At 38.5% G+C, this 15,525-nt stretch carries 15 protein-coding genes; 2 read left to right on the top strand and 13 right to left on the bottom strand.

Annotation, left to right across the window (positions count from 1 at the left end; all coding sequences use genetic code 11):
* Position 1: 1 nt before the first annotated feature.
* From AC5SR4_RS14325 to AC5SR4_RS14305, 5 genes are all read right to left on the bottom strand, one after another.
* The gene (locus tag AC5SR4_RS14325; protein WP_495356960.1) at positions 2–1,447 is read right to left on the bottom strand and encodes an alpha/beta fold hydrolase; all 1,446 of its coding nucleotides are present in this window, start codon (positions 1,445–1,447) and stop codon (positions 2–4) included.
* Positions 1,448–1,481: 34 nt separating this feature from the next.
* Entirely contained in the window at positions 1,482–2,975 is a 1,494-nt protein-coding gene (locus tag AC5SR4_RS14320) for a M61 family metallopeptidase (RefSeq protein WP_495356959.1), read from the bottom strand.
* Positions 2,976–3,081: 106 nt separating this feature from the next.
* Positions 3,082–4,122: a helix-turn-helix domain-containing protein gene (locus AC5SR4_RS14315; protein WP_495356958.1), complete on the bottom strand. Its 1,041-nt coding sequence runs from the start codon at positions 4,120–4,122 to the stop codon at positions 3,082–3,084.
* 132 nt (positions 4,123–4,254) lie between these two features.
* The gene (locus AC5SR4_RS14310; RefSeq protein ID WP_495356957.1) at positions 4,255–4,698 is read right to left on the bottom strand and encodes a hypothetical protein; all 444 of its coding nucleotides are present in this window, start codon (positions 4,696–4,698) and stop codon (positions 4,255–4,257) included.
* An 8-nt stretch (positions 4,699–4,706) separates the two neighbouring features.
* Entirely contained in the window at positions 4,707–5,141 is a 435-nt protein-coding gene (locus AC5SR4_RS14305; protein ID WP_495356956.1) for an Hsp20/alpha crystallin family protein, read from the bottom strand.
* Between the two features lie 275 nt (positions 5,142–5,416).
* On the opposite strand from AC5SR4_RS14305, the gene AC5SR4_RS14300 reads away from it, so the two are divergent.
* A complete protein-coding gene (locus AC5SR4_RS14300) occupies positions 5,417–5,557 on the top strand; it encodes a hypothetical protein (RefSeq protein WP_495356955.1) in 141 nt (46 codons plus the stop codon).
* A gap of 124 nt (positions 5,558–5,681) precedes the next feature.
* Here the strand turns inward: AC5SR4_RS14300 and AC5SR4_RS14295 are convergent, their stop codons facing one another.
* From AC5SR4_RS14295 to AC5SR4_RS14260, 8 genes are all read right to left on the bottom strand, one after another.
* Positions 5,682–6,110, bottom strand: coding sequence for an FKBP-type peptidyl-prolyl cis-trans isomerase (locus AC5SR4_RS14295; protein WP_495356954.1), 429 nt, complete (start codon positions 6,108–6,110; stop codon positions 5,682–5,684).
* Between the two features lie 118 nt (positions 6,111–6,228).
* The gene (locus AC5SR4_RS14290; protein WP_495356953.1) at positions 6,229–6,885 is read right to left on the bottom strand and encodes a GDSL-type esterase/lipase family protein; all 657 of its coding nucleotides are present in this window, start codon (positions 6,883–6,885) and stop codon (positions 6,229–6,231) included.
* 147 nt (positions 6,886–7,032) lie between these two features.
* Positions 7,033–7,875: a 5-dehydro-4-deoxy-D-glucuronate isomerase gene (gene kduI, locus AC5SR4_RS14285; RefSeq protein WP_495356952.1), complete on the bottom strand. Its 843-nt coding sequence runs from the start codon at positions 7,873–7,875 to the stop codon at positions 7,033–7,035.
* Between the two features lie 109 nt (positions 7,876–7,984).
* Complete coding sequence (locus AC5SR4_RS14280; protein ID WP_495356951.1) at positions 7,985–8,569, bottom strand: LutC/YkgG family protein; 585 nt, start codon at positions 8,567–8,569, stop codon at positions 7,985–7,987.
* On the bottom strand, positions 8,562–9,929 hold the full coding sequence (locus AC5SR4_RS14275) for a lactate utilization protein B (RefSeq protein WP_495356950.1): 1,368 nt from the start codon (positions 9,927–9,929) through the stop codon (positions 8,562–8,564). Before AC5SR4_RS14275 ends, AC5SR4_RS14280 begins: the two co-directional genes overlap by 8 nt.
* Before the next feature lies 1 nt (position 9,930).
* Positions 9,931–10,668, bottom strand: coding sequence for a (Fe-S)-binding protein (locus AC5SR4_RS14270; protein ID WP_495356949.1), 738 nt, complete (start codon positions 10,666–10,668; stop codon positions 9,931–9,933).
* Between the two features lie 338 nt (positions 10,669–11,006).
* A complete protein-coding gene (gene uxuA, locus AC5SR4_RS14265) occupies positions 11,007–12,170 on the bottom strand; it encodes a mannonate dehydratase (protein WP_495356948.1) in 1,164 nt (387 codons plus the stop codon).
* A 14-nt stretch (positions 12,171–12,184) separates the two neighbouring features.
* The gene (locus tag AC5SR4_RS14260) at positions 12,185–12,997 is read right to left on the bottom strand and encodes an SDR family oxidoreductase (RefSeq protein WP_495356947.1); all 813 of its coding nucleotides are present in this window, start codon (positions 12,995–12,997) and stop codon (positions 12,185–12,187) included.
* A gap of 339 nt (positions 12,998–13,336) precedes the next feature.
* On the opposite strand from AC5SR4_RS14260, the gene AC5SR4_RS14255 reads away from it, so the two are divergent.
* Positions 13,337–15,442, top strand: a complete 2,106-nt coding sequence (locus AC5SR4_RS14255; protein ID WP_495356946.1) for a bifunctional aldolase/short-chain dehydrogenase — start codon at positions 13,337–13,339, stop codon at positions 15,440–15,442.
* The last annotated feature ends 83 nt before the right edge of the window (positions 15,443–15,525 follow it).

The raw sequence follows: 15,525 nt of genomic DNA, 5'->3' as shown, positions 1-15,525 counted from the left end.
CTTAGTCCAGTTTAAGGTCAATTGGTGCTGTAATATGTGCTGGTATAGGAAATGTTTCAGGATTTAATGCGGTTAAATAACCTATCATAATAGGCTTTATATCCTTTAGCACTTCTTTAAACAAATCATGTGAGCCATTAGTTACGCATACTGTTTTAACCTTTTTAAAATGTTTCATAATTTCTTTGGCATTGCTAGGAGGTGTTCTTGCATCCTGAGTGCCATAAATCAATAAAAGGGGAATATTATCACTATAAAAGGGGCTGGATAGTTCTGCAGACAGGTCTTTGTTGGGAAGTAAATCGCAGGCAGAAAAGATAATATTATTAAGCGCATCTCCTAAAACGGCTTCAGTTGTCTCCTTCTTAACTCGCGACCACCTTTTGGCAGTAGCCCCCGAAGCACAATCGGTCAATACAGCCATCATATTTTCTTCTTGGTTAACCCGTATTCCAATAGCTTCTTCTGCAAGCCAAGTGTAATCCCCTCGCTTCATTTGTAGATAGCGATAAGGAAGTGTTCTATACTTTTTTCTACCCAGCATTAAGGCCGTTATTAATTGCAAGTCGTATTTCCCAACAACTATATCTACCAACTTATTGGTATTGGGGTGTTTTACTTTAACGGTTTGGGGAGAGCTTTCCAAATGAGATAACTGGTTCTTTACCAAGTTAACAAAAGAAGGTATTTCTTTGTTTAAAGTTGGGGTATTTGCTACCATATCGGAAAGTTGATTTAAAATAATGTCTGCATTTAATGGCAACTTTACAGTATGTGTAAGCCCTTCGGGGCTATCCAACAAAATTCTATCTACATGTTCTGGATAGCGCTTGGTGTAAGTAAGACCATGATGACTACCAAAGCTACCACCAAAAACCATGATTTTATCATAGCCTAAACGTGTTCTAATAGCATCAATATCATCAGCCATGGAAATAACGTTATAACCAGACAAGTCCCTTTGGTTTTCTTCCCAATAATCACTGCATGAAGCAATAAAATCTCTATATACCTGTGTGAAGGACGCCAAGGTCAAAGGTTTATCCAAAGGTAAATTAAATACTCCAGGACATTTTAAGTTTGGCACAGAAAGGCCATTACCGCGCTGTTCTATAACAACCACATCACTTTTTAAAGTAAACTCATGTAAAAGCGGTGCAATGGCCTCTAATTCTTGTAAAACTGATGGATCATCACCCGGTCCTCCCGCTAGTAAAAAAATGGGGGGCAATGGGTTTGAATATCCTGTTTTAATTCTAAGAAAGGGGATTTCAATTAAAGGGGAATTGTTCTTTTCCCTGTTCTCTTTTACATGTATCGTCCTTAATTCACCTTGAAAACTATGTCCAGAACTGGTCTTAAGGTCTATCAATTGTACATTGTCTGTTTGGTATTTACAACATACAAAACACAAACATGCGACTGGTAACAGTATTTTTTTTAACATCTCTTTAATTTAAAAGTTTGGTTATAAAAACAGTCTATTCAAGAATACCGTACATGCCATTAATCATTTGGCGCTCAAGCTCCGAAAGGGTCGCTTTCTTGTCAATAATCAGCTTATTGTTCTCCACATGTGCCTCAAATCCTATTTTAGACAAGTACGTTGCTATAGGAATAGGTTCTGTACCATAGATATGGTTCTTAAAAAAAGAGCTTTGGTTTTCTTTATTTAAGTCTGACAAAAGTTGCTCTAAATTGCCTAAAGTATAGGCCTTATCATTCCCAGAATGGTTTTTATAAAGATACCGCATTAAATCGTCCAAGCTTCTAGTATTCTTAGACTTTAAACGTATTTGTATGTCTTGTGCCATACCAGCAAAAAGGCCACCAGCATAAATCAGTCCCCAATGGGCATGCTTTTCATGCCCTGCAATTAAGGCCAACTTACCCAATCCACTATCTGTTATATATTTATTAAAAAATAGCCCATCTAAAACACTAGCAAAGGACGCCTCTGTTAAATAGCCAATATCATACAATGCTTTAAGGGCGTAATAATTGGTAACCCCTTCTTTAAACCATTCAGCAGTTTCATCTTGCGGAAGAAATGTTTTGCCGTTCCACAAATGAAAAAACTCATGAGAGAAAATAAAATTGGAAATGTTTTTGGACATATCGTCGCCCCCTTTTTCCACCAATATGCTTATATTATTGCCAATAACCTCGCCATCAGTTTTATTGGAAGCATTTATAAAGACCGTAAATGTAGCAGATTCTAGTTTTGGCAAGCCACCCATTAATGTTTCGTAATAATTCAATACTCCAGAAGCCATAGAAGCGTAATATGCTTTCCTTTTAACAATATCGGCTCCCCCAAGCGCAAAAATTAATCTAAACCCTTCTTTATCGATAATCACTTCTTCTTGTGTCCCCGCAAAAAACATCGATTGGGACAATGCTTCATGATTCTTTACGTTAAATGTGTTTTTTGTATTAGGTATAGGCGCCCACGAAGTTGTTAGTTTCCACGAATCTGGTATGTTAATATTTACAATCGCATTGCTGTTATCATCTTCATTAAGAATAAGCAAAGCCCTTGTTGTACAAAAAACACCCCAATCTGTGTTAAAGGCAACACCGTCTAAACCACTGTCCCACTCATAATCTTCATGGGTTAGGTTAACAGTATATCTTAAAACCAGTCTTTCATTCTGCGGTGTTTTTATTAACCATTGGGCACTACCCAACGCTTGGACGTCCAATAGCGCTTTCTCACTATTATACAACTTCATGTCCGACACAAAAGTAGCCCATCTATTGGGCAATTGGTTTGCTCCGGGTGCCATATATAAGGTATTGCTACTGGGTATAAAGGAAACTTCTATGTATGCTTTCTTTTCGGCAAGGTTATTAATGGTTATTGAATATTTTGTTGTTTGGTCATCTGTAATTGATATTTCATTAGAGCAAGTACTTCCCAAACTAGAATAAGAAATAGAAAAAATGACCCAAAAGGTTAAGAGCTTTTTCATGTTATAATTTTGATTTATTTTGATTAATGATGCAAGCAAAATAATGGCAGGTAAGGTTTATAACCAAATAAGTTTTGTTTCGATTTTAAAATCAGAACAATACAAATTATAACTTTAGGGCATCAATATATTTTGTTGGTGTAGTACCTGTTTCTTTTTTAAAGGCCTTGTAAAAAACAGATGGGGATTTAAACCCTACTTTATCGGCTAGCCCAATAATGGTAAGGGACTCGTGACCATTCTTGTTGACCTCTTTAATAAATTCTTGTATGCGAATGCTATTTATAAATTCATTAAAGTTTTGATTAAACTCATTGTGAATAAATGTACTTAGTTTATAATATGGAATTTCTATTTCATTAGATAAAGTTCGAATGCTCAAATCAGGTTTTGTGTATATATTTTGTTCAATAATATTATTAACAAACACTTTAGGCGTAATATCAATATCCAAATCTGCTTTTAAAAAGCGGGCTCTTTTTTGTGGTACTTCCTTTAAAGTAGCATATAAATACACAATGCTTATTCCTGTAAAAAACAAGGTAATATTAAGATATAAGTTAGAAGGCAAGGGAGCTATAAAAAACCGATATAAGAATAAAATTAAATTAATACTCCAGGTAAGCATAACACCAACAACCAATACTTTAGAAAAAAAACTTAAAGGCAGATTGGTCTTTTTTATAAAAGCAAATATACCAGCTACGTAAACAAAGAAATAAGCATTCCAAACAATTTGGTATGGCAATCCTCCAACCTTAATAATAGTGTTTGTCCCAAAAATATGGTAATGTGCCGTTAAAAAAGAAAAAAGTGATAGTAGTGAATAGATAAAAAAGGGTATTAAGTGCTTTATCCATGAAAGCATAGCAACCTTGTTGTGCAATGTTTTAACATACAGGTAAAGTGTGGGAGCCAATGCAAAAAGTAAAGCATTAGATACAGGTTCAAACCCATTAAATAATTTACTGTAACCACTGTGGTTTAATATCGTATTTAAAGTTACCCAGCTTAAAATAAAAAAAACAGCGGCCAAAAAATAGCGCTTACTAGACTGCTTTTGGCTTCTTGTTAATTGGTGCACCGACAATAAAAATAAATTCCCTACACCAATGGTATTAAGTAGTAATGGTATATCTCTTTCCATAAAACAGTATGACGATTGTAAAACAAAAACGTTACAGCTTAAATGTTTTATGCCCATACAGCATATACCAACAATACAAAAGGCCACCCAAAACAATGTTTTAGATGGCCTTCCCTAACGCCCACCAAGCGCTTACTGCAATAGCCGTTTTTGCTTTTGTTCTCTTATAATATCTTTTATAAGCTGGAACAATTGCCTTTTAAACGCTTGATAGTCTTTTACAAAGTTTTGTATGGTTGCACCAAGTGTTTTGTGCTGCTTTTTATATGCAGTTTCCTCCATAATCTGGTCCTTCCCATCAACCAGGATTTTAAAATCCCTATCATGGAGCTTTATGGCTTTAATATGGGTGTTAGTTTCCTTTTGTAATTGGCTTAGCGTATTTATAATACGCTTACTTTCTTCAAAATGTTTAGAGTCTATAAGTTGTAAAGTGTAGTGCTTTACAAGATCATCAAAAAATAGCTGTTCGTCCTCAATAAACAAGAGTTCCGATAGCCATTTCTGTATGGTTTCATGTATATTATCAGCACTTAACCATACATCATATTTTGGTGTTTTGGGCAAAGTTTCCATAGCGTTATCTAAACAACTTCAATCACTTTTTTAGAAGCTTCTTTAGCAGCTTCTTTTTTCTTCAGATTTAACTTCAAAATACCATTTTTGTAAACAGCCTTAACGTCTTGGTCGGTATTAATGGTTTTAGGAAGCTTTAAAGAACGTTGAAAAGAGTTATAGCTAAACTCTTTTCGGGTATAGCCATCTTCTTCTGCTTCGTCTTCCTGTTTCTTTTCACCATGTACAGTAAGCACATCGTCATCAATGGTAATTTTGATGTCATTTTTTGTAAACCCCGGAGCTTCAAATTCAATTTCAAAATCGTTTTTGTGCTCTATAACATTCACGGCTGGTACCAGGTTTTCTTCTTCGAATAAATCATCGAATCCTAAGAAGCCTTTTAAGCCGTCTTCAGACCATGGATATAGTCTTTTTCGGTTGTTAAATTTAATAAGAGACATACCTTAAAATTTAATAGTTAAACAAATATTTTAGCCCTTTAATTTACAACCTAAATCCTGTTTTTAAAATGATAATTATCATGTTTATAAAAAATTTTATAAAAGAACATGCGCTTACAAAATATTGTTATTCAGATATTTATAAATAAAACATGAAATTATTGTAAATGAACTTCAATTATTTTGCAGTAACAAAACCGCTAATCCATTGCGGCCAAAACAATCGCATACACCCTCCTTTTTCAACCTCCTAAAAGAAGGCGAAACGGTGGTATATGAAACCCTGTTTCGTTTGTAGTTTGGCATACCTGGCCACACTAATAGCGGATAGCTACATTTTGGAAGTGAGCAGGGGCTATGGTAAAGGTGCCAACCTGCGTAGTGGTGTTTTAGATGATACCCTAGGGGTTGCTTAACACCACCCTATTTTTACAACGTTGCTTCTTAAAAAAACCATGGTAACCATATGCACAAACGGCATAGACTACCATGGTTTTTATTTGCTGTTTTAAAAGTAATTTACTGTGAAGTTAAAATCAATTATTTAATTTCAACCAACTCCAGGTCAAACGTTAAATCTTGGCCTGCCAAAGGATGGTTGGCATCTATAACAATATGTTCGTCATGAACCTCGGCTACACGAAATTGCACCTCGCTCCCATCGGGATTTCTAGACGTTAAGCCCATACCTACTTCTGGTGTGATTTCCTGTGGCAACTGCTCCTTTTTTACTTCATGGAACAACTCCTTTTGTACCTCGCCATAAGCTTCGGCCACAGGGATATTAATGGTTTTTTTATCGTTTACTTTCATGTCGATGATACCCTTCTCAAAACCAGGAATAAGTTTGCCCTCCCCTAAGGTTACTTCTAAAGGACCACGTTCCAAAGAACTGTCAAAAACTTGACCATTACTTAATTTTCCTGTGTAATGAACTTTTACGGTATCATTCGCTTTTACTTGACTCATAATTATTGTTTCTTGTTTTGTATGTGTACAAAACTATTAATTTATAAGGGGTATAACGAATTTATTGGCACAAATTCGATGAATTAAGATAATATTAACGTTGCCTTAAAACAACGGCCTATTCCAAATAACCCTTTATAACCGCATACCAAAGGGCATATCCCTGGACATTCATGTGCAGGCCATCACTAATAAAAAGCTCCCGCTTTGGCATTCTTTTGTGGAGCATAATGTCCCATACATTGGCAAACTCTAAATTGGGGTCCTTATCACAAATCCGTTTTAGTTTTCTGTTAAGGCGTTTGTATTTGCCCCTAAGGTGCCAACGGGCAATACTGGGTTTAGGAGAGATAATGATGATTTCTGTGGCATGGTCCTGCGCTTTAATCTTGGTAATAATAGCTTCAAAATCACTTAATATGGTTTTAAGACGCTTCTTGGCAGAGAGGTCGTTATCCCCCTCGTAGATAAACACCTTTTTGGGATGGTACTTTAAAATAAGGGAATCGCTATACCCCAATAAATCGGAAGCATGCGAGCCACCAAATCCGGAATTTATAACATAGTAATTAGGAAACAGGTCTTGCAGATTGCGCCACAGCCTTACACTAGAGCTTCCTGTAAATACAACGGTTTCTTTATTAGCAATACCATGCACGGTATCACTACTGTTATAACGCTTTGTAATGGCAGACACTTCATTTTCAAAACGCTGATTAGGTTGTGCATAAAGACTTCCTACCACTAAAAGAATGATATAACAGGTATATTTCATATTAAGTTGGTATTTTAAAAAAACCCTTCAGGCTTTAAAATCTGAAGGGTTTATATCTCTATTATTGTTCGTTAATCCATTCCACAACAGTGAGCACCTCTCTACTCTCTATTCTCTATTCTCGTCTCTCTACTCTATTATAAAAGTTTAACGCAAATCAGGAATGGCACAAACATCCATATCGCCATAATCCAGGTTTTCCCCAGCCATACCCCAAATAAAGGAATAATTACTGGTACCAGATCCTGCGTGGATAGACCAAGGTGGTGAAATAACCGCTTGGTTGTTTTGCATCCAAATATGTCTGGTTTCATTGGTTTGTCCCATAAAGTGACATACCGATTGGCCTTCGGGAATTTCAAAGTAAAAATACACTTCCATTCTACGGTCGTGCACATGTGCTGGCATGGTGTTCCAGCTACTTCCTGGTTTAATGGTCGTCATACCCATTTGTAATTGGCATACATCTACCACACTGTTTACAATATATTTTCTAAGGGTCCTGGCATTGGCCGTTTCAGCAGATCCCAACTCGATTACTTCCACATCGTCAACACCTATTTTCTTAACTGGATAGGCTTTATGTGCGGGTGCTGAGTTAAGGTAAAACAGGGCTGGGCTGCTACCGGACTTACTTGAAAATGTTACGTCCTTATTGCCTTGTCCAATATAAAGTGCTTCTCTATGGTTTAGCTCATAAGCCGTTCCATCTACAGTTACCGTACCACTCTCGCCAATATTAATAATACCCAACTCTCTACGCTCTAAGAAATACGGAGCCTTTAGCGGATCGATAGTTTCTAAAGCAATTGTTTTTCCAACGGGCATAGCCCCGCCTGCAATAAAACGGTCGTAGTGCGAATACACCAAGTTTATTTTATCAGACTCAAAGAGTGTTTCTATTAAAAATTCATTTCGTAATTGCGTTGTATCATAACTTTTTACCCCTTGTGGGCTTGATGCATAACGCGATTCATAAGTGATTGACATAATTTATAATTTTAATTTATTTTTATTAGTTGTTCGTTATTGGTAGTTATACAATCGATTACCCTGCAATATAATTATAAAACTTTGAACCCCATAACTTCTACACGCATTAAACCACCAAAACCGTTAAACTAATGGCACCTTGAGCTCCAATAACCAAACATTGTTCTATATCTGCTGTTTTTGATGGCCCAGAAATAAATACGCCAAAGGTACGATCACGTTTTGAAATAGCCTTATAAGCATCGTGCATATGCAAATAAATGTCATTTTTTGAAACTACCAAAATTAAATCCTTGGTAATAAATGGCAAGACACGAATTGTAGACTCGTTTTCTGGTACCCAAACCGCCCCATTTTCTGCAACAGCCAATTCACCTTGCAATATGGCTAAATCGATAGTCTCTAAACTGTGTGGCGGGGTATCTTTGGAAATGGAAATGGTACCCAGTTGCGACGACTTTACACAAGATACAATTTTTTCGGCATTTGGATACCGTTTTTTTATCTCGGCATCTATTTGAGATGCATTTTCCAATTCGATGGCCTCCCCCCCTACAAGTGCAACATGGTTTTTGAATGTTTCTACCAAATCAACAGTTTCGGCAAAAACGTTTAGATCGATTTCAGGTAAAGGCAACAAATCGGGTTTGTTTTTCTTAACGGCATTTAAAATGGCTGTTCTACTACTCATGTTTCTTTCTTTTTTGGTACCATTGATCGAAATTATCCTGTTTTACTTTTGGCAATTCCCTAGCTTTTCCCCAAGCGTTTAATTTGGAATATATTAAAAACCTTGGGGTGTGTTTTAGCATAAATCGCGCCGATCTCCCTATAAACCCATACAGTTTGGAGTTGGACAGTACATGTCCAGCCATTTTTAAAATGGATTTTTTAACGACGGGCTGTGGAACGTCTTTGGTTATAATTTGACGCCATTTATATAGTTGCTCGTGGATGTCTATCTTTACAGGACAAACATCAGAACAGGAGCCACATAAGGTGGATGCAAACGGCAAGGAACTGTGTTTTTTTAGATCTATCCCAGGAGATAAAATAGAGCCTATAGGCCCTGGAATGGTCGATTTATAACTGTGCCCCCCACTGCGCCTATAAATAGGACAGGTATTCATACAGGCACCACAGCGAATACAGTGCAGGGATCGCCTAAAATCTTCTCTACTTAGCTGCTCCGTCCTTCCATTATCTACAATAACAATGTGCATTTCGGTACCGGGTGCTGGTTTATTGAAATGCGAGGAATAGGTGGTTATGGGTTGTCCGGTAGCACTTCTTGCCAACAAGCGCAAAAAGATTCCCAAATGCTTTTCTTCGGGGATGATTTTTTCCATACCCATACAGGCTATATGCACTTTTGCTAAGTGCGCTCCCATATCGGCATTACCCTCATTGGTGCAAACTACAATGCCCCCGGTTTCGGCAATGGCAAAATTAACGCCTGTTATGGCTGCATCGGCCTTTAAGAATTTATGGCGCAAATGTTTTCTGGCTTCGTTGGTTAAATACTGCGGATCGCCATTACTGGGTGTTGTACCCAAATGTTCTTGAAACAAAACATCAACATCTTCTTTGGTTTTATGTATGGCTGGCAACACGATATGGCTGGGTGGCTCTTCGGCCAATTGTACAATGCGCTCACCTAGATCGGTATCGACTACCTCCATACCTTGGGCTTCTAAATAGGGGTTTAAGTGGCATTCTTCGGTAAGCATGGATTTGCTCTTAACAATCTTTTCTACCTGGTGTTTTTGTAAAATACTGTGTACTATCTTATTGTGCTCTTCAGCATTGGCTGCCCAATGTACGGTAACCCCGTTTTTTTGGGCATTGGTTTCAAACTGTACCAAGTAATTGTCTAAATTGGACAACACATTGGCTTTTATGCCCGATGCCAGGTCCCTAAGTGTTTCCCAACCTTTAACATTATGGGCTGCCTTATCGCGCTTTTGCCTAACAAACCACAGGGCTTTGTCGTGCCAATTTACTTTAGCTTCGTCCTTATTGAATATTGCTGCTTCTTCTGCGTGTGCCATATTAAATGCTACTGTTTAAAATTTCTGCAATGTGCATAACCTTAAGCGGTTGGTTGTTTCTATTTATCAAACCTTCTAAATGCATTAAGCAAGAGTGATCTGCCCCGGTAATGACTTCAACATCACTATCTAGATGATCCTGTATGCGATCCTTGCCCATTTTAACGGAAATGGCTTCCTCAAATACCGAAAATGTACCGCCAAAACCACAGCACTCATCGGTACGGTGCAAGGTTTTTAGCTCCAAGCCCTTAACGGCATTAAGCAGACTTTCTTCAGTAGAATACGGTGCGTCCATACGCTCCGAACAAGACCCTAGCCGCAAGCCTCGGAGTCCGTGACAACTTTTATGAATACCCACTTTATGCGGAAAGGATGCTCCTAGATCGGTTTTACCAAGCACCTTGTATATAAACTGGCAAAGCTCGTAGGTGTTGTTTCTAACTTTAACCACATCGGGGGTTTGCTCTAAAATATCAAAATGCTTTCTAACATGATACACACAGCTACCCGAAGGCCCTACGATATAATCGTAATTCTTGAAATTTTCTACAAATAATTGACAAGCCCCTTTAGAATCGGTTTCATAACCCGAATTCCCCAAAGGTTGTCCGCAACATGTTTGCCCCATGGGGTAGTCAACATCCACCCCTAACTTTTCTAAAAGCTCTAAGGAGGCAATTCCAACTTGGGGATATAATTGATTTATATAACATGGTATAAATAAACCGACTTTCATTTTTTATTGTTATGTTTTATTGCTTCATAATTCATTTACTTGCGTATTGCCAGTTCAAGCGCCAGCCTGTCCGGCAGGCAGGCAGTCGAGAACCTTGAACAGATATCATTTAAAAAATCGCGTTAAGCTTCGCTTGCTATCTTTAACATCTTTTACTAATGGTTTTGAAATTTTGACAGTTAAACCTATCGACTGCGCTCGAGGTGACAATGGGATTGCTGGCTAAACATGTCCATTTCATACACTAGTTAAATTCATTTAACAAAATGCTAAACCTGACATTATTACTTCTATTGTTCATTATCTCTTTTTGGGTTTAGCTTATCAAAACCCACAACTCATTCATTACTTCTAGAAATGCCAAGCGCAAGTCCCCGTAATTCTGCCAATCCTCTTAAGCGCCCTATGGCTGTGTAGCCAGCATAAGCACTTGTGGTTTCTAAATCATTCAACATTTGATGTCCGTGATCCGGACGCATGGGCAATTGTACCTGGCGTGCATGTTCAATTTCTAAAACAGCCTTAACAATATCATACATGTCCGAAGAACCATCCAAATGATTGTCCTCATAAAAACTCCCATCGGCCTCCCGCTTTACATTTCTTAAATGCAGGAAATGAATTTTATCACTGAACTTTCGGATCATCTTTGGTAAATCGTTGTCTGGGTTGGCCCCTAAAGATCCTGTACAAAACGTAATACCATTTGCCGGGCTATCAATAAAGCCTACCAAATCCTCTAAATCCTTTTCAGATTTTATAATTCTGGGTAAGCCCATAATATCCATAGGAGGATCATCAGGATGAATGGCCATTTTAATACCGTGAGCTTCACAAACAGGTATAACTTCATTTAAGAAATAAGACAGGTTTGCTTTTAAATCGGTATGCGATACATGATCGTATTGTGCAATCATCTCCTTAAATACGGGTATGGTTAAATCGTCTACCGTACCCGGTAACCCTTTTAACACACTAGCTTCCAACCGGTTTTTAGCACTTGGAGACATGGTTTTAAAACGTGCTTTAGCAGCGTCTAAAACCTCCGGCGTATACGATGCTTCCACCCCTTGGCGCTCCATAATACAGGATTCAAACACAGCCATATCCACTTTATCAAACCGCAAGGCTGTACTGCCATCTTGCAACGACCAATAGAGGTGCGTACGCGTCCAGTCTAACACAGGCATAAAATTATAGCATACGTTTTTAATGCCACAAGATGCCACATTTATTAAACTCTGCTTATAGTTTTCTATACGCTGTAAATAATCGCCCGTCCTTAGTTTTATATTTTCATGAATAGGAATGCTTTCTATAAATGCCCAGGTTAAGCCCTCGGCCTCTATAGCCTGCTTTACTTTTAAAATTTCTGCAACTTCCCAAACCTCGCCATTGGCTACATGGTGCAATGCAGTAACCACACCTGTGGCACCTGCTTGTTTTATATGTGATAATGTAACTGGGTCTGATTTGCCAAACCACCTAAATGTTTCTTGCATGCTTATATTTTTTTTTAAACTCCACTAAAAGCTCCAAAGCCACCATCAACTGGAACTACAATGCCCGTAACAAACTTTGAGGCATCGGAACACAAATAATGTAAGGCGCCATTCAACTCATCAGCATGGCCAAAACGTTTCATTGGGGTATTTGAAATAATGGTACGGCCCCTATCGGTATAGCTGCCATCTTCATTTAGCAATAAAGCGCGGTTTTGATTACCGATAAAAAATCCTGGTGCTATGGCGTTAACCCGTAAACCATCCCCATACTTCTGGGCCAATTCTACAGCCAACCATTTAGTAAAATTACTAATGGCCGCTTTAGAAGCCGAATAGCCCGCTACACGAGTAAGTGCCCTATCGGCTGCCATAGAGGATATGTTGATAATATTACCCGCTTTTTTATTAACCATATGCTTACCAAATACTATTGATGGCAAAATACTTCCAAATAAATTAAGATCTACAACCTGCTTAAAATCGTCTAACTTTAAATCAAAGATCGATTGGTCAGGACCAATAGTAGCCCCGGGCATATTGCCTCCTGCAGCATTAACCAAAATATCGATGGTGCCATATTTAGAGATAATGGTTTTAGATACAGCTTCAAGACTAGCTTCGTCTACCACATTACAAACATAGCCATCCACTTTATCACTAATGGCCGCCATGCGCTTAACGGTTTCATCTACCGTTTTTTGTTTATAATGCAAAATAATAACGATTGCTCCTTGCTGCAGTAGGTATTCTGCTATACTACCCCCTAATACGCCCCCGCCACCTGTTACCAAGGCGACTTTGTTTTCTATGTTAAATAAACTCATATCTCTTTTCTCTTTTCTATAATATATATTCTCTATTCTCTATTCTCTTCTCTCGTCCGTTCCAAAAACAAATTTATATATAACCCAAAGGAATACTGCCCTGTACTATACTGCCCCAAAATTAGGGAAAAACATTTTTATATTAGGTTATAACTACCTATCAATTCATAATAAATTCACAATCAATACGAAACAAAAAAACTTTGGGCTTGACATCCTGTTTAATTTCTCTTATAATATAACTTAAAAAGCTAATTAATTGCTTGATTACAGTACAGTACAGGATAGAAACATTTAATTCTTGATTTAATTTCGCTTTGAAATATTTTAATAATGCACATGAATACAATTGTAAAAAATTTTAAGTACGTAGACTATCTTTGGGACGACGATAAGGCCAATGCACTAGGTGATGACCAAGTAGCTTTATTTTTGTACCGATCTAATATATTAGGTGCCGACCTAAGAATAACTAATTACGGAGGAGGGAACACCAGTTGTAAAACCATAGAAAAAGACCCGTTGACCAATGAGGATGTCGAGGTGATGTGGGTAAAAGGTTCTGGTGGAGACATTGGTACCCTAACACGTTCGGGCATTGCCGGACTTTACACCAACAGGCTGCGCGACCTGAAGAATGTTTATGGCGGCCTGGAGGACGAGGACCGTATGGTGGGACTCTTTAACCATTGTATTTATGACCTAGATAGTAAAGCGCCATCTATAGACACGCCATTGCACGGCCTACTGCCGTTTGCTCACATAGACCATTTGCACCCCGATGCCCTTATAGCCGTAGCTGCCGCACAGGACAGTGAAAAGGTAACCAAAGAGATTTGGGGCGATACTATGGGATGGGTGCCTTGGCAACGACCTGGGTTTGACCTGGGCCTACAATTGGAGAAATGCCTGAATGACAATCCTGGTATTAGAGGTATTGTATTGGGAAGTCACGGACTCTTTACCTGGGGAGATACCTCCTACGAATGTTACATAAACAGCCTGGAAGTTATTGAAAAGGCTTCTGAATATATAGCAAACAAAATAGCAGAAAAAGGCACCGTATTTGGTGGCCAAAAAGTGGAAAGTCTTCCAAAAGAGGACCGCTTGGAAAAAGCAGCACAGTTAATGCCCCTATTAAGAGGTCTGTGCTCATCTGAAAACCAAATGATTGGGCACTTTTCCGATAGCGATGTGGTGATGGAGTACATTAACAGTAACGACCTGGAGCGTTTGGCACCTATGGGCACCTCCTGTCCGGACCACTTTTTAAGAACAAAGATACAGCCCTTGGTACTTACATTGGATGCCAACGAGGACCTATCGGATGCCAATGCAATTCTTAAAAAACTAGAACCTGCATTTGAGCAATACCGACAAGAATATGCCGATTACTACAATACTTGCAAAAGGGACAACAGTCCCGCCATGCGCGATCCTAACCCGGTGATAATCATTTACCCTGGTGTGGGGATGTTCAGCTTTGCAAAAAACAAACAGACTACGCGTGTAGCCAGTGAGTTCTATATTAATGCCATAAACGTAATGCGCGGTGCCGAGGCCATTTCGGCCTATACATCGTTGCCAAGACAAGAGGCTTTTGATATTGAATACTGGTTATTGGAAGAGGCCAAACTACAGCGTATGCCCAAAGAGCAACCACTATCCCGTAAAGTAGCCTTGGTTACCGGTGCCGGTGGTGGTATTGGTAAAGCCATAGCAGATAAATTCGCCGCTGAAGGTGCCAATGTGGTACTTACCGATATTAACGAGGATAGCCTTAAAGAAGCACATACAACCTATAAACGTGATGTTGCTGCCTATGCGGTATGCGATGTTACTAACTATGATTCTATAAAAGCGGCTTATAAAAAGGCCTGTATAGAATTTGGTGGTGTAGACATTATTGTTCACAGTGCTGGGTTGGCTATATCTAAACCCATCGAAGAGACTACAGAAAAGGACTGGGACATTCTACAGAACGTTCTGGTAAAGGGACAATTTGAACTGGCCAAGGCCGGTGTTGAAATAATGCGTAAGCAAGGATTGGGTGGTAACTTTATTAGCATTGCCAGCAAAAACGGACTGGTATCTGGGCCCAACAACGTAGGCTATGGAACCGCCAAAGCTGCACAGCAGCACATGTCGCGCCTTTTGGCAGCAGAACTGGCACCAGACAAAATACGTGTAAATGTGGTAAACCCTGATGGCGTTATTGTTGGTAGCAAGATATGGGAAGGCGCTTGGGCCGAAGGACGTGCCAAAGCCTATGGTATTTCTGTAGATGAACTGCCCGCACATTATGCAAAAAGAAATTTATTGAACGAGATCATTTACCCTGAAGATATTGCCAACGGTGTGTTTTCATTGGTGGCCATACTAGACAAAACAACTGGAAACATTGTTAATGTTGATGGTGGAATGGCAAATGCATTTGTAAGATAATAAAATTTGAGTTAGTTTTAATTTGTAAAAACTTCCATAGCATATTAAGTTATATATGGAAGTTTTTTTTTAAATAATGGATG

Source organism: Aestuariibaculum scopimerae (assembly GCF_059428085.1).
The sequence above is the reverse complement of the archived record's forward strand: the minus strand, read 5'-3'. Positions and strand labels throughout refer to the sequence as shown.